Origin of the sequence: Nonomuraea longispora (genome assembly GCF_004348345.1) — a bacterium.
GTDB classification, from domain to species: domain Bacteria; phylum Actinomycetota; class Actinomycetes; order Streptosporangiales; family Streptosporangiaceae; genus Nonomuraea; species Nonomuraea longispora.
Genome location: NZ_SMJZ01000179.1, coordinates 1 through 18,777 on the forward strand (window position 1 = coordinate 1; position 18,777 = coordinate 18,777).

Here is an 18,777-nt window from a genome sequence, read left to right on the forward strand (position 1 = left end):
CCACCGGAGCAAGATGGGGACTGGCCGGAGCCGAAGCGGTGTTGAAGCTCCGCGCGCTGACCGCCAACGGGCATCTCGACGATTACTGGAGCTACCACCTCGCCCGGCAACACGATCGTGTCCACCAGACCAGCTACCAGGACGGATATGCCCTCACTGCTTGATCGCTCAGGTCACTGAGTACGAGCTACACCCTTGCCCTTTTCAGCGCCTCGGCCGCGTTCGGTGGCTTGCCCACCAGGCGGCAGTACTCGCTGCGCGGCGCCCACTGCTTGGGCGTGTACAGGTAGGTGGCCGGGTCCGCGTAGCGGCGCGAGCCGAGAACGTCCCGCTGCGCAGCCCGTCCCGCAGACACAGGATCATGAACAGGACTCCACGCTGCTGACGTTCAGCGATCCGCGCCTACCTGGACCTCCAACAGCGAGACGAGCCGATTCAGCGCGCCGACGATCTGTGAACGCTGCTCCTCGCTCATCCCACGGAGCAGTCGCGCCTCGATAGCCAGTTGCTCAGGAAACAATGTGTCAACGACCTTCTCCCCTTCTTTGGTGAGTCGCACAAGTGCCGCCCGCCGATCGGCGGGGTTTGCCTGGCGCACGATGTAACCGCGCCGCTCGAGCTTGGCGAGCGTCTTGCTCAGCGCTGCCGGGGATCGTCCGAGTTGCTTGGCGAGTTGCCTCGCGATGGTGGATTGACCAGTGGTGCGGAGTTTCAGCATCACATCCAGCTCAGGCGAGGTCACCTGGGCGCCGTCGAAGAGAGGCTCGATGGCCAGATTCAGTAGAGCCTGAGCACGTTTTAGAGGCCCCACGACCTGCATCGAGGAGGTGTCGAGTTCGGGGTGCATCTGCGTCCACTGCTCACACGCACGTGCAGAGGGGGTTTGCATGGACTCTCCAAATCGTTAATCTATGAACTACTAGTTTCCGTTAATTGGTGAACTACATGGATCCTATCCTCGGAAGAAGCAGCTCAGCCATGCCCCAGAACCCAGTCCCCTCTCCAGAGCGCACCAAGCGCCTTCTCCTGGCGCTCGCGGGACTTACCGCCGTTGCTCCGCTCGCCACCGACATGTACGTACCTGGCCTTCCCGTTCTTGCTGCCTCCCTCAGCGCTTCCGAGTCATCGGTACAGGTCTCACTGACCGCCTTCCTCGTCGGTCTGGCCGTCGGCCAACTCCTGCTGGGGCCGGTCAGCGACGCGCTGGGACGGCGCCGCGTGCTGCTCACGGGAGCGGCGCTGTTCACTGCCTTCTCTGTGGCCTGCGCGCTCGCACCGAATATCCACGTGCTCAACGCTGCCCGCCTGCTTCAGGGCATCGCGGGTGCGGCCGGTATGGTGGTAGCCCGCGCCGTGCTGACCGACCGCTACCACGGCACGGCCGAGGCGGCCCGCCACTTCGCAGCTCTTTCGGTCATCGTGTTCGTGGCCCCGGTGGTGGCACCTGCGCTCGGCGGCACAATCTTGGAGGTCGCCTCCTGGCAGGTGATTTTCGTCGCTCTCGCGGGCTTCGGCGTCCTGCTCATCGTGGGCACCCTGGCGTGGGTGCCAGAGAGCCTGCCCGTTTCGGCGAGGAGACGAGGCGGCGTGCCGGGCACGCTCAGGGCCATCGGCGCCCTGCTGCGCGAACGTGCCCTCGTCGGGTATCTCCTGGCCTCGTCGTTGGCCAGCGCGGCCTTGTTCGCCTATATCGCCGGCTCGCCATTCGTCTTCCAAGGCTTGTACGGCCTGTCCGCCACCCAGTACAGCTTGGTGTTTGCCGGCAATGCCTTGGGCATGTTTGCCGCCGGGCTGGCCTTTGGCCGTCTGTCGGCACGCATGCGCGTTCACGTGCTCCTGGGAACGGGCTTGGCCCTAGCCCTGGCCGCCACATCGGCGCTGGCCGTGGTGTTGTTCGTTACGGGCGGCTCCTTCGGCGTCACCTGGGCTGGCCTGTTCCTAGTCGTCGTCGGCCTAGGCGTCACCCTGCCCGCCACCGTGACAATCATCCAGTCGCTCGGCCACCGGGCGCCTGGAGCCGCTTCTGGGCTCATCGGCGGCGGCCAGTTCCTCCTTGGTGCTGCGGCCTCACCGCTGACAGGGCTCATGGGAACCGGCAGTCCACTGCCTATGACCGTGTTCATGCTGACTGCTTTCGCGCTGGCGGCGCTGGCCGTGATCGCACTCGGACGTAATACGTCCGGACCGAAACAGTCCAAGACGCCCAGCGAACCTGTCACGTTCTCCTCGCAGAACGCGTCGGACACCAGCACCAGCCGATAAACTCCGAGACAGCGCCCGCTCACGATCAGCTGGTCGGAAGGTACATCATGAAGACCAGCACGCCACCCCCATGACGTGTGGGCGACCAAGGCCTGCGGGCGCATCGACGCCACCTATGGGGCGCGATGACACCGAAGGCCATGCAGGAGATCGTGGACGGCATGTCTCAGGCGAAGATCAGCGGATCACGGAGGCGATTGCGTCACGAGCGCTGATAGATTCGATCGCGAATACACCTTCCGGCTGCTCAAGCAGACCCTCGGCTGGGCCACCTCGAAGATCCGGGCCCTTCAGGCAGCCGATCCCACTCGGCCTACTCCCGCCCGTGTCCGGCGAGGGTTCCGGAACATCCGCATGAAGACGGCGCTGCCGACGCGTGCGCCCAAGCCCTTCGCCCCGGAGCCGCGGCTGTTCCTCAGGTTCGGAGCAAGCCCGTCCCGCGCCAACGAGGTCGGCCGTGTCCTGGCCACTGGCCAGGTCCTTCGGGACTGGCCTTCCGAGTGGCCGTGCGGCGTCAGCGAACGAGCAGCACCGCTGCGATGAGGGTCCCGGCCATGAGGAGTGCGCCCGTCCACGGCCCCGGAGCGCCCGCTGTCCGGGCTGGCTGGCCTGTGCATGTTGTTCTGGCGAACAATGACCACCCATCACACCCGTGAGAGCCATGGTTGCGTCAACCTGCACAAACCGGGGCGCCGCGGCGGCGGCCCGCAGCGCATCGCTCACCAGCTCGGTGCGCATGTGATCGGCGATCGACCAGCCCGCCAGCCGACGTGAGCCCAGATCCAGCACGGTCGCCAGATACAGGGCCTCATCGCTACCCCCACTATGGTTGCGGTGACCAGCACCTACATTCGGTTGCGCACGTGGCGGTAAGCGTCGCCGACGACCATGTGCTCGGGTGGTCCCACCGGCAGCTATCCGTCCGGATTCCCACTCGCTTTCCGGCCTGGTTCAGGCTGCTGACACCACCGGACACGGCGTGTCCCGGCCGACGTGATTTCATGATGAGTCTCGGGGCAAGCCCTTGCTCAGCAGAACGAGGCGAGGGGCCCGCCGAGGAGGACGCCGACCGGCGGCACGGCGTTCGCCCGAGGCAAGGCGGTACGGCACCAGCGTGACCATCACCCCGGAGATCAGCAGCAGCCGACCGCGCAACCGCGCGGCCAGCCGGTTGTGCAGCACTCGCTCCCACCAGCGCCCGATCACGTACTCAACGATGTAGACCGTCACGATCTCGCCGCTGTGCCGGGCCAGCCGTTCGCGCGCATGCTGGAGCACCGGGCTCACCGTTGTCCGGTACGGCGAGTCGATCAGCGTCAGCGGTACGGCGGGGGCGTACCGTTCCCAGCCTTCCCGTAGTTCCCGGGTCACCTCCTCATCGGTGCACACGTGGACGGCCTCCAGACTGGTCGGCCGGGTGGCCCAGGCGTAGGCCAGCGCCTGCAGGGCAGGGCTGCCCAGCCGGGAAACCAGCACCATGGCATGACCGATGGAGGGATGGACCAGAGGTGTGATGGGTCGGGTCGCCGCCCGTACTTGGTCGTAGTGCCGGCGAATGCCCTTCATGAGCAGGAACAGCGCCAGCATCGCCAGGCACACGATCCACGCGCCGTACACGAACTTGGTGACCAGGACGACCACCAGCACCACGGTGGTCACCACAGCACCGACCGCATTGATCGCCTGGCGCCGCCGGATGCCCGGGGAATGCGGCCGGCCGGTCCGCTGCCAGTGCCGCACCATGCCCGCCTGGCTGAGCGTGAACGACACGAAGACGCCGATGATGTAGAGCTGGATCAGCCGGGAGGTGTTGGCGTCGAAGGTGACGAGCAGGACCGCCGCGGTCGTGGCGAGCAGCAAGATCCCGTTGCTGAAGACCAGGCGGTCGCCGCGCTTGTGGAGGTGCCGGGACAGGTAGGAGTCTGAGGACAGGATCGAGACCAGCATGGGAAACCCGCTGTAGGCGGTGTTGGCGGCCAGGATCAGAATCGCGGCGGTGGTCGCCTGGAGGTAGGCGTACAGGATGCCGCCGCCGAAGACGGCGTCGCCGATCTGGGCGAGCGCGGTGGGCTCGACGTAGTTCGCGGGCACCCCGGCGAGCCTTCCAGGGTGATCCGGGTCGGTCATCCGCACGCCTGTGAACAGCGCTAGCGCGGTGATGCCGGAGAACATCGTGATAGACAAGACCCCCATGATCGCCAGCGTGTTCGCCGCATTCCTGCTCTTGGGCGGCCGGAAGGCGGGCACGCCGTTGCTGACGGCCTCCACGCCCGTAAGTGCTGTGCACCCCGAGGCGAATGCCCGCATCACCAGGAAGATCGCCACCACTCCGACCGGCTGGTAGAGCGGGTCGATGACGTAGTCCGCGCTGACCGCGCGCGGTCGGTCCCCGGCGGCCAGCCGCCACGCCGCGACCAGGAACAACAGGTAGACGCCGACGATGAAGGCATAGGTCGGCACGGCGAACCCGCGTCCCGACTCCCGGGTGCCGCGCAGGTTGATCAGGGTGAGCATCGCGATGGAGGCCACGCCCAACGCCGCTGCCCAGCTCTCCAGCCCCGGAACGTAGGACGTGATCGCGTCGACCCCAGCGGCGACGGAGACGGCTACCGTCAGCACGTAGTCGACCAGAAGCGCGCTCGCCGCGACCAGGCTGGCGTTGGTGCCCAGGTTCTCCCGGCTGACGATGTACGCTCCGCCTCCGCCGGGGTAGGCGTAGCAGGTCTGCCGGTAGGACACGATGATGATGATCAGCATGGCCACGATGGCGGCCCCGATCCACCCTGTGACGTGCAACATGGCGAGCCCACCCAGGGTGAGGGCCATGATGATCTGCTCGGTCGCGTACGCCACAGAGGACATCGGGTCGCTGCAGAAGACGGGCAACGCCAGCCGTTTGGGGAGGAGCTCCCTTTCCAGGCTCCCGGTCCGGAGCGGTCGGCCAACCAGAACCCGCTTCACCCAGCCCCTCATGGGCCGACGGTCACACGCATCACCGCCTCCTTCTGGTCACTCACTGTAATCGAGTCTTCACTTGCCCGCCGCCCCTGGCATGTGGGGATGCCGGATAAGAAGGCGTGAAGGATACGGAAACTCCGTCTCTCCGACTGATGCCGGTTAATGCTGGTCGATCGCAAAGCCGTGAAGTGGACCAAGCCCGTACCCTCACCACCGTTGCTGCCAAGGGGCTGCTGCCGGAGCCTGACCGGAATCACTCCGGTTACCGCAGATACGACGCCGGCGATCCGGGAGAGGCAGCGGCACCGAGAGCGAATCGCCCGGCTCGCCTCTGGGGACAGCCTGGTCCTGCCCCCCGGAAGTGGTCGAGTATCTCGACCGGATGCGGGCGCTCGGGGTCGACGAGCGGATCGTTCAGGCCGAGCGTGATGGCTGGATCCCGCTGCGGCTGGTCGACTTCTCCCTCACCCTGGGCCAGGCTCTTGACCGAGCCGATGACGACCCGCGGCTGGTCGAGCTGGCCGACAAGCTGGCTGCCTACCTCACGCGTATGGCCGACGAGCGGGGCGAGGACTATGTCGACGACATCGATATCGAGCTGCCGCTCGTCAAGCTGATGGACACGCTGGCGTTCGCCACTGTGCCGCCGGCGCGCCGGCTGATCGAACTGCTGAAGCAGCGAGGCTGGACGGGGCTGGACCAAGCTCGAGCGCGTGACCTCCACACCGGGGCCGGGGCGGCCGCGACTGGAGCGCATCAGGATCCGCCTGCCGGTCGGCCGTCCGCGTACCAGGCCGGGCGCGGTGGCCGCCGACAAGGCGTACTCCTCCCGCGGCAACCGCGCCTACCTGCGCCAGCGCAGAGTCAAGACGGTCATCCCGGAGAAGGTCGACCAGACAGCCAACCGCAAAAGGCGTGGTTCTCGTGGCGGCCGACCAGTCCGCCATGATCTGGATCTCTACAAGGAGCGCAACACCGTGGAACGGTGCGTCAATCGGATCAAGGAGTGGCGTGGGCTGGCCTTCCGGTTCGACAACACCCCCGACAGCTACCTGGCCGGTCTTCATCCCCCAGGAGCCGTCTTATGGCTCCGCAGCCTCCGGCCAGCCTAAAGATCCGAACTCCGTACAGGCTCTAGGAGCGTCCTGAAGATCTTGGCGGTCTGGCCAGGTGGGGTTTCGGGATTCAGACTCGGGTCATGATGGGTCGTCAGAGGGTTCCGGCCGGGCCTGAGGTGTGGGTCGTGTGCCGGGAGATGATCCCGGCCGGGAGCGTGTTCGCGTTCCTGGCCGAACACCGGCGGGCGTTGTTCCCGCCGCAGGCGTTCGCGGACATGTACGCGCCGGTCAACGGGCGCCCGTCGGTACCACCCGGCCTGCTGGCCACGGTGGTGGTACTGCAAGCCTTGCAGGGGCTTTCCGATGAAGAGGCCGTCGCGGCCCTGCGGTTCGATCTGCGGTGGAAGGCCGCCTGCGGGCTCGGCCTGTACGACCAGGGGTTCGATCCGTCGCTGCTGACGTATTTCCGGCGTCGGCTGGCCCGCTCGTCGGACCCGGACCGGATCTTCGGAGCCGTCCGCGCCGTGGTGGAGCAGACCGGGGTGCTGACGGGCCGGACACGGCGGGCGCTGGATTCGGCGGTACTGCTGGACGCGGTCGCCACTCAGGACACCATCACCCAGCTGATCGCCGCGATCCGCCGGGTGGCCCGCCAGGTGCCCGGCGCGAGCGCGCTGGTGGCGGCACACTGTCACGCCCACGACTACACCGACCCGGGCAAGCCGAAGATCGCCTGGGACGATGAGCAGGCCAAGGACGCCCTGGTGAGCGGGTTGGTCACGGACGCCCTCACTCTGCTTGACCTCCTGAACGGCCAGGACCTGGACGAGCCGGCCGAGCACGCGATCGGTCTGCTGGCTCTCATCGCTGGCCAGGACGTCCAGCCCGCCGACAACTCCGATGGCACCGACGGGCGGTGGCGGATCGCCCGTCGCACCGCGCCCGATCGGATCATCTCCACCGTTGACCCCCAAGCCCGTCACATCCACAAAAGCGGGCAGCAGCGCGACGACGGCTATAAGGCCCACCTGGCCGTTGAGCCGGAGACCGGGCTGTTCACCGCCGTGGCGTTACGCCCCGGAGCCGGCGCCGCCCACCACGAGACCGCCGTCGCACCCGACCTGCTGGCCACCGAGGACGGCCGGTTGCAGATCCTGGCCGATGCCGCCTACGCTGCCGCCGAGCTGCGCGCCGCGCTCACCATCGCCGGACACCGGCTGCTCATCAAACCGCCCAGGCTCAAGCCCGCCGTGATCGGTGGATACACCCTGGATGACTTCGTCATCGACACCCGCGCCGGCACGGTCACCTGCCCCGCCGGGCATACCGTCCCGCTCGCCGCGACCGGGGGCCGCCACCAGCAGCGCCGCGCCACCTTCACCGGGCGTGCGCCGCCTGCCCCCTGCGTGACCGATGCACCACCGCCAAGACCGGCCGCGTCGTGACCATCCGCCCACACCACGACCTGCAGGCCGCCGCCCGCCACCAAGCCGCCACCGACTGGCAGGACGACTACCGACGCTGGCGGCCCATGGTAGAGCGCGCCGTGGCCTGGCTGGTCGCCCGCGGCAACCGCCGCCTGCGCTACCGCGGCACCGATGCCAACGACCGCTGGCTCCACCACCGCGCCGCCGCTCTCAACCTCCGCCGCCTGGTCAACCTCGGGCTCGCCCACACCAACGGCATCTGGACTGTCATCCCGATCACTGCATAGCAAAGGGGTGAGCCGCCTCATGCCGACTCACCCAGCAAGATCTTCAGGACACTCCTAGGGCGACGGCCCATGCGGGGAGGGCCTGGCCGTGCGGTAACGCCTGGCAGGCCATACGCCGAGAGCTCGACCGGATCCACATCGGCACCTTCACCGGACCCACCGGCCTGTTCCGGCAGGTCACCGCCCTCACCAAGCCTCAAATCGACCTGCTAGCCTCGCTCGACGTCCCCCGCTCCAAGCAGGTCATCGACCTCCAGCCCACACCCTGCTGATCAGCCCGAACACCACCGCCTAGAGAAACGCCCTCCAGGCGGCCGCAACCATGTCAGCCCAGCTCAGAACTTGATTTGCATCTCTAGCCCACTGAATTACGCGGAACATGGTGTCACGGCCCGGGGCGGTGCCTTCGGCAACGTTCGGATTGCTGGGCTCACCTGGGAGAGTCACTTCCCGAGACATGGAGGATATGGCGGGGGTGTGTCCACGCTGCCGTGGAATTCTTGGTCCATGCGGGTGGACCATCGGCACCGGGCGTCCGGGCTCCGGCGACATCAATGGCGGCTGTGCCCGGCCACTTCCCCACACCGATCGGTAGCGCTGTCGATCAGCGACCGCGTCGTGGCCGTCACGGTGATCTGGGGAAGCGCCGAAACCAGCCCCGGACGGGCTGACGAGCTCCGGGAGCAATGAGCTCGGTGGAACCCCAGTGTGCCATTACGCGTGCTGGAGACCGACTACGCCTCGGTAGCACGTCCCATTGTGAACTACATCGACGAGCTCGCGCGGCGCCACGATGAGCAACTCGTCGTGCTAATCCCCATCGTGCTGCCCGACCGTCTACGGTACGACCTCCTGCACAACCACCTGGACCTCGTTCGTGCCGCCGATCCTCGGGGGCCGTGAAGATGTCATCATGGCGCGAGTCCCCATGCACGTGCACCCACCACGACCATAATCCGCCCCCGGCGAAGCGGCCCGCCGCAGGTTTTGAAGGTCGAAGGTCGTGGCCCGGCCCAGGGCGAGCACGCCGGCCGGGCCGGGCCGTGACGTCGTGTGCCCGCTCAAGCCACGACGGGGCGCTTGTCCCTCGGGAGTGCCTCGATCATGGAACGGGGCATGTTAATGGTGTCCGCGCTGACCTGGGGCGGCAGGTTGGCCATCCACTGGGTGGCGGAGATGTCCTCGAAGCGAGGGTTGCGGAACATCTCGAGGAAGACCAGTGGCTCCTTGCCCAGGTTCTCGACGTAGTGTCCGTAGGCGAACGGCACATAACCGACGTCGCCCGCCCGGAAGTCGAATGTGCGGGCCAGCCCCGAACTGGCGAACACCCCCATCCGGCCGGAACCGGAGATGTAGTACTGCCACTCGTCGTCGGTCGGGTGCCAATGCAGCTCGCGTAGGCCGCCGGGCTCGATCTCCACGAGCGCGGCGGAGATGGTGGTGGCCGCTGTGAAGGTCGTGGAGTCGACGACGCGGACGGTCCCGCCGGGGAACCGCTCCGCTGGTTGGGCCAGCATCCGGTGTTTGAAGGTTCTGGGTACGTCGCCGGTAGGGCTGACGATCCGGTCCGAGTCCAGAGGAGGCGGCACCTGACCCGCGAAAATGTACTTGTCCTTCTCTGGCATGTTGGCCATCTGCTCCGGCGTCCAGCCGAAGTTCTTGCCAAGAACGCTCTTGGGAGTATGCGCGAACCAGTCGCTGACCATGAAGGTGTTGTTCTCAGAGAAGTTGCCGTCGTCGAAGACCAGCAGGAACTCCACACCCTCCTCCAGTGCCTGGATGTAGTGCGGCACTCCCTTGGGGAAGAACCACAGGTCACCCTTCTGGACGTCGTCGAGGAAGTTGCGGCCCTCCTGATCGACGGCGCCGATACGGCAGCTTCCTTCCAGGACGTACGCCCACTCGGCCTCTTGGTGCCAGTGCAGCTCGCGGTAGGCACCGGGGTTGAGCTTCATGTCAACTCCCGCCAGTGTGGTGGCGATCGGCAGCTCCCGCTGGGTGACCTCGCGTGTCCAGCCGCCTTCCTCGATGCGGGTGTGCGCCATGGCGAAGGAGAACTTCAGGTTGGGAACGGTGCCGTGGTCGGTCTCCGGCGGCGTGAGCATGTCCGGGTTCTGCAGGTCCAGCTCGACGTTACGGGGCCCGGTGTCGAGGCCGCCTTTGCCGTCGCGCTGTGGATGTGGGATGCGTTGTTCCATGGGCTGGGTCATTGGTGATTGTCCTTTCTGGTTGCGGATGGGATTGGCCGTCGCGGCAGCAGGAAGAGTTCGCGAACGAGGTCCGCGCCGCCCAGGACTGCCACGGCCAGCGGAATGGCGAAGCACATGAGCGTCAGGGCCAAGGTGAGCCACACGGTGGCTTCGAAAGCGGGTGCCGCCACAGTCAGCAGAGCTATGGCAACCAGCTTGATCCGAGTCCGTGAGATCGAAAGCGGAACGCTCACCGGACCAGCGTCGCTGTGCTCCTGCTCACGAGCGCAGGCGGTACCGCCGAGGTCGGGTCTATTGTCGTGGGGGCTCGGCGCTGGCATGGGTCACCTCCGTGGTGGGATCGCGTCACAACGGCTCAACGCCCTCACAACAGCAGGGTGAGTGGCAGGGAGAAGGCCAGAAAGGTGATCACCGCTGCGGCGCCAGCCGCGATCGCGGTGGTGAGCGGGGCGTTGGCCAACGACCCCATAAGTCTGCGATCCCGGCAGAAGTGCACCAACAAGAACAGCGCGACGGGCACGCCGAGTGAGATGATCACCTGACTGAGAATGAGCAGGCCGGTCAAGGGCACGCCGATCACCAATGCCAGCACCGCAGGAGCCATGGTGATGATCCGCCGCACGTGTATGGGCATCCGCCAACCCAGGAAACCCTGCATCACGACGTCGCCGGCCAGCGTGCCGATCCCGGCCGATGACACCCCTGACGACAGCAGCGCGATGGCGAACGCCAGGGCGGCGGCCCCGCCAATGCGTGTGGCGAGTTCGCCGTGCGCGAGCAGCAGGTCGCCGGTCCAAGCACCGCCGGTCGCCGCGGCGAGCCCGGCTCCCAGAGCGATCAACGAGACATTGATCGCTGTAGCCAGGCCGAGTGCAAGCGAGCAGTCCAGCCGTAGAATCCGGCGGACCAGCCCCGGTTGGCGTGTGGCGGTCTGGGCGGAGATGCCGCGCCCCTGAACAAGTGCCGAGTGCAGGTAGACGGCATGCGGCATGACCGTGGCTCCGACGATGCCCATGGCCAGGAGCAAGGCCCCGTCGCCGCCTAGGTTCGGGATCATTCCGGCGGCCAGGCCGCTGGCGGACTGGTGCCCCACGAAGACGATGTCGTAGCCGACGCCCGCGCCGACTACCAGCAGGGTCGCCGCGCTCGCTAGCTCGAAGGGGCGGGTCCGCCCATGGCGCCGCAGTTCGAGCAGCAGCAGGGAAATCACGGCGGTCACCCCCGCCGACACCTCGACCGGCATGCCGAACAGCAGTTGCAGGCCAATCGCGGCGCCTACGAACTCGGCCAAGTCGGTGGCCAGCACGACGACCTCCGCTTGTAGCCACAGCAGGACGTTGCCCAATCTGCCGAACCTTTTTCGGCACAGCTGCGGCAGGCTCATACCGGTGGCCATGCCGAGCTTGGCCGCCTGAAACTGCACAAGGATCGCCACCACGCTGGCCGCCACTACCACCCACACCAGCGTGTAGCCGAGGGTCGCGCCCGCAGTCAGATTCGTGGCGACGTTGCCGGGATCCACGTACGCGATCGCCGCGACGAAAGCCGGCCCTAGCAGGGGCACGATCCGAACACCCCTGTGTGGGGAGGACACCCCCCCAAGGGCCCTGTCCGAAACCGCAGTACGGACCATCAACTCCCCCCAATTAGCCAAAAAATGACGGATTGCGACAACTAAGGCATGCGCATAAAAATGCATGGCGTGGGTGCTAAATACCCCCACGGGGAGATATGCGAAACGTTGAGGCGGTTCAAGATTCCATAACCGGCTGGCTGCTATGAATGCCATTTATACATAAAATCGGACATAAGTGGCTAGTCCGACGAAAGGGCACCATGGCAAATGTGTTCCCTGGACCTCTGCAGGGAGAGTATCTACGGGGCGAGGTTCTTGAAGAGGGGAGACGCTATGCCCGCCAACGTCGCCGAGCCGCCAGCACCCGAGCCGGCGCAACCCCGAAAGCACCACCAGGAGATGCTGGCCTCATTCAAGGTGCCGAACTTCCGCCGTTACGTGTCCGGGCAGTCGCTCAGCCTTATCGGCACTTGGGTGGAGACTGTCGCCCAAGCACTGCTCATCCTGCGTCTGAGTGACTCCGGCACCGTCCTGGGACTGATCACCGCCGCCCGGTATGGGCCGATCCTGTTGCTGTCACCGTACGCGGGGCTGCTCATCGACCGCTGCGACAAACGCCACCTGCTGGTCGCCACCCAGGCGGGGCTCGGCCTCGTCTCCGCCATCCTCGGTGTTAGCGTCCTATCAGGAGAAATCCGGCTGTGGCAGGTGGTGGTCCTGGCCGTGGCGTTCGGAACCCTGAGCGCCATCGACAATCCGGCGCGGCAGGCGTTCGTCCAGGAAGTAGTCGGTCACTCCCTGATTCGCAACGCGGTCACGCTGAATAGCATCTCGGTCAATGTCGCCCGGGTCATCGGGCCCACGATCGCCGCGGGCCTGGTTAGCACTGTCGGTATCGGCTGGTGCTTCGTGGTGAACGCGGCCAGCTTCGTCGGCGTCATCGCCTCTCTGCTTCTCCTTGACGCGGGCAGACTGTACCCGGTCCCGACGTTGTCCCGCGCTCGCGGCCAACTGCGCGCCGGTCTGCGCTACGCCGCTGCCGTGCCCGCGATCAGCCGTCCGCTGATCATGATGGCGTTCGTCGGCACCTTCACCTTCGAGTTCGAGGTGAGCTTGCCGCTCCTGGCCCGTGCGATATTTCACTCGGAGACGGCCTACAGCTGGTTGATCGGCGCTCTGGGCGCCGGGGCGGTCGCAGGGGGCCTGGTCGCCGTCTGGTCATCCCGCATGGGCGTGCAACGGCTCGCCAAGATCGCCTTCTGCTACGCGATCGCTGTCGGACTCGTCGCAGCGGCTCCCACTTTGCCGTTCGCGGTGGCGGCTTGTGTGCTGGTGGGCGCGGCGAGCATCCTGTTCCTCACCACAGGCAACGCCACCGTCCAGCTCGAATCCGATCCTGCCTTCCGCGGCCGGGTCACCGCGCTCTGGTCCATGGCGCTCGTCGGCAGCACGCCCATCGGATCCCCGATCATCGGCGCACTTTCCGACATGGCCAGTCCACGATATGCGCTGGCTCTTGGCGCCGTCGCCTGCCTGGCCGCCGCGCTCATCGGCAGGCGGCCAGGCGGCGCCCCGAGCGACAGGTGAGTTCGGGGCGCGCCTCAGAACGGATTTCTACCGCACGCTGGCCTGTTCGATCGCAGCATGCTCGATGTAGGGATCGAGCTTCGGGAGGTTGACGACCACGGGCTCCACGCCGGAACGCACCACAGCCCATGCCGTCTTCAACTCGACGGAGGCGTTGATCTCCTGGTGGATCACGTAAACCGGGACAAACATGGAATCGCTGGACCGCGGCATGATGGCTAACATCGAGGTAACCCGCTGAGCTGATGTCCCAGTGGTCGGCGCGGTGCCCGTCAACGCATCGGCAGGCCCGGGCTCGGTCACGGCCGGAGAACCGCCTTGACGACTCCGTCGGCGCGCTGGTCGAACGCCCGATACAACCCGGGAGCGTCGTCGAGCCGGCCGTGGTGGGTGACCACCACACCGGGACGGGCTCGTCCGGACAGCACCATATCGCGCAGCAACACCGTGTAACGCCGGTCATGCGTCCGGCCGAACCTCACAGAGATGCCCTTGGAGAAGAATGTCCCCCATGGCACCGTCAACCGGCCGTCGGCGTGTCCCTCGGGTGCCGGGTTCAGGTCCTGCTCGGGGTAGACGCCGATGACGGCCAGATGACCGGTGGGGTTGACCAGCCGGGCGAGATCATCGACGACCTGCCGGGGGTTCTCCACGCCGCGCTCCTGGCGGCCGTAGGCCTGGAAACCGACCGCGTCGATGCCCGCGTCGACTCCGCGCATCGCCTCCTCACCGGGCGCGAGACCTCGATCCATGCGGAGTTCGCGGATCTGATCGACCGGGTCCCCTCGCCGGTAGTCCACGGGTACGGCCCCGATCTCTGCGGCCTTGTCCAGCCGCTCCCGCACCGCGTCGACGACGTAGACCTCGGCGGCGCCCTTGAGCAGGGCGCTGTACGCGGCCAGCAGGCCGATCGTCCCGGCGCCGAACACCGCGACCGTCATGCCCGCCCTCAGCTGAGCCAGTTCGGTGGCGTGCCAGCCGGTGACGAACGCGTCAGCCAGCAATACGAGATCGTCTTCCATCCCGTCGCCCGGCTGTCCCGGCACCTTGACGCAGTTGGCGTCGGCGAATGGCACCCGCAGCAGCTCCGCCTGCGCTCCGCGGTACGGCCCCATGCCGGCGTAGCCGTAGGCCGCGCCGAACCCTCCTGGACGCACCCGAAGGCACGCCGCGGACAATCCGCGCGCGCAGTTGACGCACACCCCGCAGTACACGTGCGTCGGGATCACCACTCGGTCACCGGGCTTGACCATCTCGACCGCTCGACCGGCCTGCTCGACCACTCCCAGCGGCTCGTGCCCCAGCACCAAGCCGGGCGTGGCTCCCGTACGCCCATCGTACATGTGCAGGTCGGTCCCGCAGATGGCGCTGGAAGTGACGCGGATGACGACGTCGCCGGGCTCCTCGATCACCGCGTCGGAGACGTTCTGCACCGTGACCGAGTGTGCGTGCGCGAAGACGACCGCTCTCATTCAGACCCGCAGTTTTGCACCGTCGTCCCCCTTTTGTCCCAGGGCCTGCGCCTCGCAGTTCCCCTGCGTCGCCTATCGGCCTACCCCTGTCACTCACCGCATATCATTCAGGTGCCTTCGGCCTGGGGGCGGCGAAATGTGGCTCACGTCACCAGGCCTACGCGCTGGCCGCAGGCGCACGTACGGCAATCGCCATGTTCGGCTACGCCACCGTCCGCTACCGGGTGCTGAACAGAGAGATCACGCGCGGCCGGATCGGCGCTGGCACTGGCGCACGCGGGCCTGGCACCGCCGGGACGTTCCTCATGGCCGGCGCCGCGGTGCCCGCCGCGGTCAACCGCATGAGCGCTGCCGGTGGTCGCCACTGCCTGTCCGCTATAGCCCGGGCGCCCGACAACCTCAAGACCGGGCATCAAGATCTTCGGGCCCGGCTCACCACCGCCTGCACCGAAATGAGCCAACTGGCCGCAATATCGGGGCGACGAGCAATGATCGAAACCTGTGGATCTGCCGGGAAGGGGGGTACCTTCCCGGATCATCCGTTGAAGGTTTCGAGATAAGGCCGACGCGCCAACGTCGGTCGGGAAGGCACCCCCGTGCCGCTTACCGTAGTGCCCGAGCTACCCGCTGACGATAGCAACCCCACGTCCGCTGCCTTGTCTTCGTTGATCGATAAGATCGTCCGGGAGGGCGCCCGTAAGATGCTGGCCGCCGCGTTGCAGGCCGAGGTGGACGCCTACGTCGCCGCCTTCGTCGATGAGCGTGACGAGGCGGGTCGCCGTCTGGTGGTGCGTAACGGGTCGCACCGGCCGCGAGAGATCCTCACCGCGGCCGGCGCGATCGAGGTGGTCGCGCCGCGGGTCAACGACAAGCGCATCGACGAGGCCACCGGCGAGCGGCGGCGGTTCTCCTCGGCGATCCTGCCGGCCCGGGCCCGTAAGACTCCCAGCGTCGGTGAGGTGCTGCCGCTGCTCTACCTGCACGGCCTGTCCACCGGCGACTTCGTCCCGGCGCTGGGCCAGTTCCTCGGCACCGGCCACGGACTGTCCGCACCCGTCATCACCAAGCTCACCGAGCAGTGGAAGGCCGAGCAGCAAGCGTTCGCCACACGCGACCTGTCCGGCGTCGACTACGCCTATCTGTGAGCTGACGGCATCCACGTCAACATCCGCCTGGAGGAGCACAAACTCTGCCTGCTGGTGCTGATCGGGGTGCGCGCCGACGGCCGCAAGGAACTCGTCGCGCTCACCGACGGCTACCGCGAATCCACCGAGTGGTGGGCCGACCTGCTGCGCGACTGCGCCCGGCGCGGCATGCGCGCCCCGGTGCTCGCCATCGGGGACGGTGCGCTCGGCTTCTGGTCCGCACTGGCCGAGGTGTTCCCGCAGGCCAGAGCACAAAGGTGCTGGTTTCACAAAATCGCCAACGTGCTCGGGGCACTCCCGAAGTCCGCCCACCCGGGCGCGAAGAAGGCCCTGGCCGAGATCAGGAACGCCGAGAGCAAGGACCACGCGCTGGCCGCGGTCGCCGCCTTCGAGGCCGCCTACGGCGCCGAGTTCCCCAAGGCCGCCGCCAAGATCACCGACGACGTCGAGGAACTGCTGGCCTTCTACGACTACCCGGCCGAGCACTGGCGGCGTCTGCGCACCACCAACCCGATCGAGTCGACGTTCGCCACCGTCCGGCACCGCACCAAGGCCACCAAGGGCCCCGGCTCCCGTGCCGCCGGCCTGGCCATGGCCTTCAAGCTGATCGAATCCGCCCAGCGGCGCTGGCGCGCGGTCAACGGCGCCCACCTGGTCGCCCTGGTCCGCGCCGGGGCGACCTTCATCGACGGCAAGCTCGTCGAACGCCCAACAGGATCACCCGTCCCCACAGCCGCCTAGGAACTCATGATCCACAGGTCTTGACTATTGCTCGTCCGGGGGCAGGTCACGTACTCCTGAACAGCCGGTCCAGATGCACGTCGATCGCGGCGAGCGCGTCCTGGGGCTCGATCACGTCGAGTTCGATCAGGGGGGTGAAGCCGGTGAGGGCGAGGAGCAGGTTGCTCTCGGTGGACGGGTCGCGGCGGGAGTCGATGTGCCCGTCGGCGATCGCCTGGCGGACCACCTGTTCGACGAGGGCCCGCCCTTGGACGAGGCCGCGGCGCGCCTGCTCGTGCACGGCCTCGTCGTGCAGCGCCTCCAGGACGTAGGCGGCGCTCATCCGGCTGGTCGCGCGGGCGTCGGCATGCAGGGGGAGCATTTCCGCGAGCGTCAGTCGCAGCACGTCACGGGGGTGCGGGCGGTCACCGAGCTCGCGCAGGCCCCGCTCCACGCGCAGCGAGGTCTGCTCGGAGGCGAAGTCCATGGCGAAGGAGAGCATGGCGGTCCGGGAGGCGAAGTAGTGCTGCAGCTGCCCGAGTGACATGCCCGCCTCCTGCGCGACCACGCGCATCGTCAGTTGTGTGACGCCGCGCTGCTCCACCACCCGCCACAGTGCGCGGGCGATCGCTTCGCGGCGTCCGCGGTGATCCACCTGTTTCGGCATCGCCGGCCCCTCCTCGTACCCCGGGACTGTTCCAATACGATTGACATAATACACCTGACCCATAATCCTGGGGTCCACTCGAGGGAAGGAATCGTCATGTCCGAACAACCAAAGGCATGGACCACGGAAGGCGTGGTGCAGGGGCGCCGGCGGCAGGGGCACGCGGTGTTCCGCGGCATCCCCTACGCCCAGCCCCCGGTCGGAGCGCTCCGCTTCGCCGCGCCCGCGCCGCCGCACCGCTGGGAGGGGACACGGCAGGCGGTCGAGTTCGGCCCCGTGGTGCCGCTGTCCCTGCCGGTCGACACGGGCCCGCCGCAGGGCACCGACTGGCTGACGCTCAACGTCGGCACTCCTGACCCGGGTGCGGCGGGACTGCCGGTGCTGGTGTGGATCCCCGTGGGCGGGTACGTCGCGGCGGCGTCGAGCGACCCGATGTTCGACCCGGCGGCGCTGGCCGAGGCGGGACTCGTCGTGGTGACCGTCAACTGCCGCGTCGGCGCGGAGGGATTCGCGTTCCTCGACGACGCGCCGCCCAACCGCGGTTTCCTCGACCAGATCGCGGCGCTGGAGTGGGTGCAGCGCAACATCGCCGCCTTCGGAGGCGACCCCGGCCAGGTCACCGTGGCCGGGGTGTCTGCCGGGGCGGGGTCGGTCGCCGCCCTGCTGACGATGAAGCCGGCGCGCGGCCTGTTCCGGCGGGCCATCGCCCACTCGGTGCCGGGGCTGCACAGCACCCCCGCGCTGGCACGGCAGGTCACCGCCGCGTTCGCGGACCGGCTCGGCGCGGCGGCCCCCACCGCCGAGGCCCTGCGCGACATCGACCCATGGCACCTGGCCGCCGAGCTCACCTCCTTCAACGCCGGCCTCCACGCGCACCGGGAGAGCTGGGGACGCCTCACGGAGACCGGCACCGCGCTGTGCCCCGTCGTCGACGGCGAGGTCCTCCCGGAAACGCCCTGGCCCGCGCTGACCGGCGCGCGCGCGAGCGGGACCGAGCTGCTCGTCGGCCACACCCGCGACGAGTTCCGGTACTTCAGCGTCATGAGCGGACGGTACGGCACCTTCACCGAGGAGGACGCCGACGCAGCCCTGGAACTGCACGCCCCGCAGCCGGACGGCGCGCGGGCCTACCGTGCCGCGTTCCCGCAGGCAGGCCCGGAGGAGCTGGTGGAAACGGTGTACTCCGACGCCCTCTTCCGCATGCCGTCACAGCAGCTGGCCGAGGCCAACGCCGCAGCCGGCGGCACGTCGTACCTGTTCGAACTGTGCTGGGTTGCCCCGGTCCTCGGCGGCACCCTGGGCGCCTGCCACAGCCTCGACGTCCCCCTGGCGTTCGGCACCCTGGACAGCCCCGTCGGCACCCAGCTCATCGGCGAGGAGCCCACCCCCGAGGCCGTCGCCCTCTCCC

The 18,777-nt window shown here is 67.6% G+C and carries 15 protein-coding genes and 4 pseudogenes; 9 read left to right on the plus strand and 10 right to left on the minus strand.

Translation table 11 applies throughout. The features are described from left to right. Positions 1 to 187: 187 nt before the first annotated feature. Complete coding sequence (locus tag E1267_RS44855; RefSeq protein ID WP_165959953.1) at positions 188 to 355, minus strand: hypothetical protein; 168 nt, start codon at positions 353 to 355, stop codon at positions 188 to 190. A 33-nt stretch (positions 356 to 388) separates the two neighbouring features. Then, complete coding sequence (locus E1267_RS33810) at positions 389 to 847, minus strand: MarR family winged helix-turn-helix transcriptional regulator (protein ID WP_220449802.1); 459 nt, start codon at positions 845 to 847, stop codon at positions 389 to 391. Positions 848 to 978: 131 nt separating this feature from the next. Here E1267_RS33810 and E1267_RS33815 point away from each other — a divergent pair, with 131 nt between their 5' ends. Beyond that, positions 979 to 2,262 (plus strand): multidrug effflux MFS transporter, encoded by a 1,284-nt coding sequence (locus E1267_RS33815; RefSeq protein WP_220449803.1) that lies wholly within the window; start codon positions 979 to 981, stop codon positions 2,260 to 2,262. A gap of 999 nt (positions 2,263 to 3,261) precedes the next feature. On the opposite strand, the gene E1267_RS33825 is transcribed toward E1267_RS33815, so the two are convergent. Together E1267_RS33825 and E1267_RS46835 are read right to left on the minus strand one after the other, a co-directional pair. After that, complete coding sequence (locus E1267_RS33825; protein WP_220449804.1) at positions 3,262 to 5,124, minus strand: APC family permease; 1,863 nt, start codon at positions 5,122 to 5,124, stop codon at positions 3,262 to 3,264. 358 nt (positions 5,125 to 5,482) lie between these two features. Beyond that, positions 5,483 to 5,923 (minus strand): hypothetical protein, encoded by a 441-nt coding sequence (locus E1267_RS46835; RefSeq protein ID WP_246064428.1) that lies wholly within the window; start codon positions 5,921 to 5,923, stop codon positions 5,483 to 5,485. A gap of 37 nt (positions 5,924 to 5,960) precedes the next feature. Here E1267_RS46835 and E1267_RS33835 point away from each other — a divergent pair. The 4 genes and pseudogenes from E1267_RS33835 to E1267_RS33845 form a co-directional block, all read left to right on the plus strand. Further along, positions 5,961 to 6,332, plus strand: a pseudogene (locus E1267_RS33835) (transposase); the annotation flags it as partial. An 86-nt stretch (positions 6,333 to 6,418) separates the two neighbouring features. Beyond that, positions 6,419 to 7,992, plus strand: a pseudogene (locus E1267_RS33840) (IS1182 family transposase). Between the two features lie 92 nt (positions 7,993 to 8,084). Further along, positions 8,085 to 8,264 (plus strand): annotated as a pseudogene (locus E1267_RS48105) (IS1634 family transposase); the annotation flags it as partial. A gap of 448 nt (positions 8,265 to 8,712) precedes the next feature. After that, positions 8,713 to 8,895 (plus strand): hypothetical protein, encoded by a 183-nt coding sequence (locus E1267_RS33845; protein ID WP_132338704.1) that lies wholly within the window; start codon positions 8,713 to 8,715, stop codon positions 8,893 to 8,895. 158 nt (positions 8,896 to 9,053) lie between these two features. On the opposite strand, the gene E1267_RS33850 is transcribed toward E1267_RS33845, so the two are convergent. From E1267_RS33850 to E1267_RS33860, 3 genes are all read right to left on the minus strand, one after another. Beyond that, entirely contained in the window at positions 9,054 to 10,202 is a 1,149-nt protein-coding gene (locus tag E1267_RS33850; protein ID WP_132338706.1) for an oxalate decarboxylase family bicupin, read from the minus strand. Beyond that, positions 10,199 to 10,435, minus strand: coding sequence for a hypothetical protein (locus E1267_RS33855; RefSeq protein ID WP_132338708.1), 237 nt, complete (start codon positions 10,433 to 10,435; stop codon positions 10,199 to 10,201). Before E1267_RS33855 ends, E1267_RS33850 begins: the two co-directional genes overlap by 4 nt. 131 nt (positions 10,436 to 10,566) lie before the next feature. Beyond that, positions 10,567 to 11,766, minus strand: coding sequence for an Nramp family divalent metal transporter (locus tag E1267_RS33860; protein ID WP_220449805.1), 1,200 nt, complete (start codon positions 11,764 to 11,766; stop codon positions 10,567 to 10,569). Positions 11,767 to 12,111: 345 nt separating this feature from the next. Here E1267_RS33860 and E1267_RS33865 point away from each other — a divergent pair, with 345 nt between their 5' ends. Next, positions 12,112 to 13,365 (plus strand): MFS transporter, encoded by a 1,254-nt coding sequence (locus E1267_RS33865; RefSeq protein WP_165959954.1) that lies wholly within the window; start codon positions 12,112 to 12,114, stop codon positions 13,363 to 13,365. 27 nt (positions 13,366 to 13,392) lie between these two features. Here E1267_RS33865 and E1267_RS33870 read toward each other — a convergent pair whose 3' ends face one another. Further along, positions 13,393 to 13,668 (minus strand): cupin domain-containing protein, encoded by a 276-nt coding sequence (locus tag E1267_RS33870; protein WP_132338711.1) that lies wholly within the window; start codon positions 13,666 to 13,668, stop codon positions 13,393 to 13,395. After that, the gene (locus E1267_RS33875; RefSeq protein ID WP_132338713.1) at positions 13,665 to 14,837 is read right to left on the minus strand and encodes a glutathione-independent formaldehyde dehydrogenase; all 1,173 of its coding nucleotides are present in this window, start codon (positions 14,835 to 14,837) and stop codon (positions 13,665 to 13,667) included. Before E1267_RS33875 ends, E1267_RS33870 begins: the two co-directional genes overlap by 4 nt. 194 nt (positions 14,838 to 15,031) lie before the next feature. Here E1267_RS33875 and E1267_RS33880 point away from each other — a divergent pair, with 194 nt between their 5' ends. Together E1267_RS33880 and E1267_RS33885 are read left to right on the plus strand one after the other, a co-directional pair. Beyond that, positions 15,032 to 15,397, plus strand: coding sequence for a hypothetical protein (locus tag E1267_RS33880; protein WP_132338715.1), 366 nt, complete (start codon positions 15,032 to 15,034; stop codon positions 15,395 to 15,397). Between the two features lie 51 nt (positions 15,398 to 15,448). Further along, positions 15,449 to 16,723, plus strand: a pseudogene (locus tag E1267_RS33885) (IS256 family transposase). A 46-nt stretch (positions 16,724 to 16,769) separates the two neighbouring features. Here E1267_RS33885 and E1267_RS33890 read toward each other — a convergent pair. Next, positions 16,770 to 17,369 carry a TetR/AcrR family transcriptional regulator gene (locus E1267_RS33890; RefSeq protein ID WP_132338717.1) on the minus strand — a complete coding sequence of 200 codons (600 nt, stop codon included), beginning with the start codon at positions 17,367 to 17,369 and terminating at the stop codon, positions 16,770 to 16,772. A gap of 96 nt (positions 17,370 to 17,465) precedes the next feature. Here E1267_RS33890 and E1267_RS33895 point away from each other — a divergent pair. Further along, a partial coding sequence (locus E1267_RS33895; RefSeq protein WP_132338719.1) for a carboxylesterase/lipase family protein occupies positions 17,466 to 18,777 on the plus strand: 1,312 nt, incomplete at its 3' end.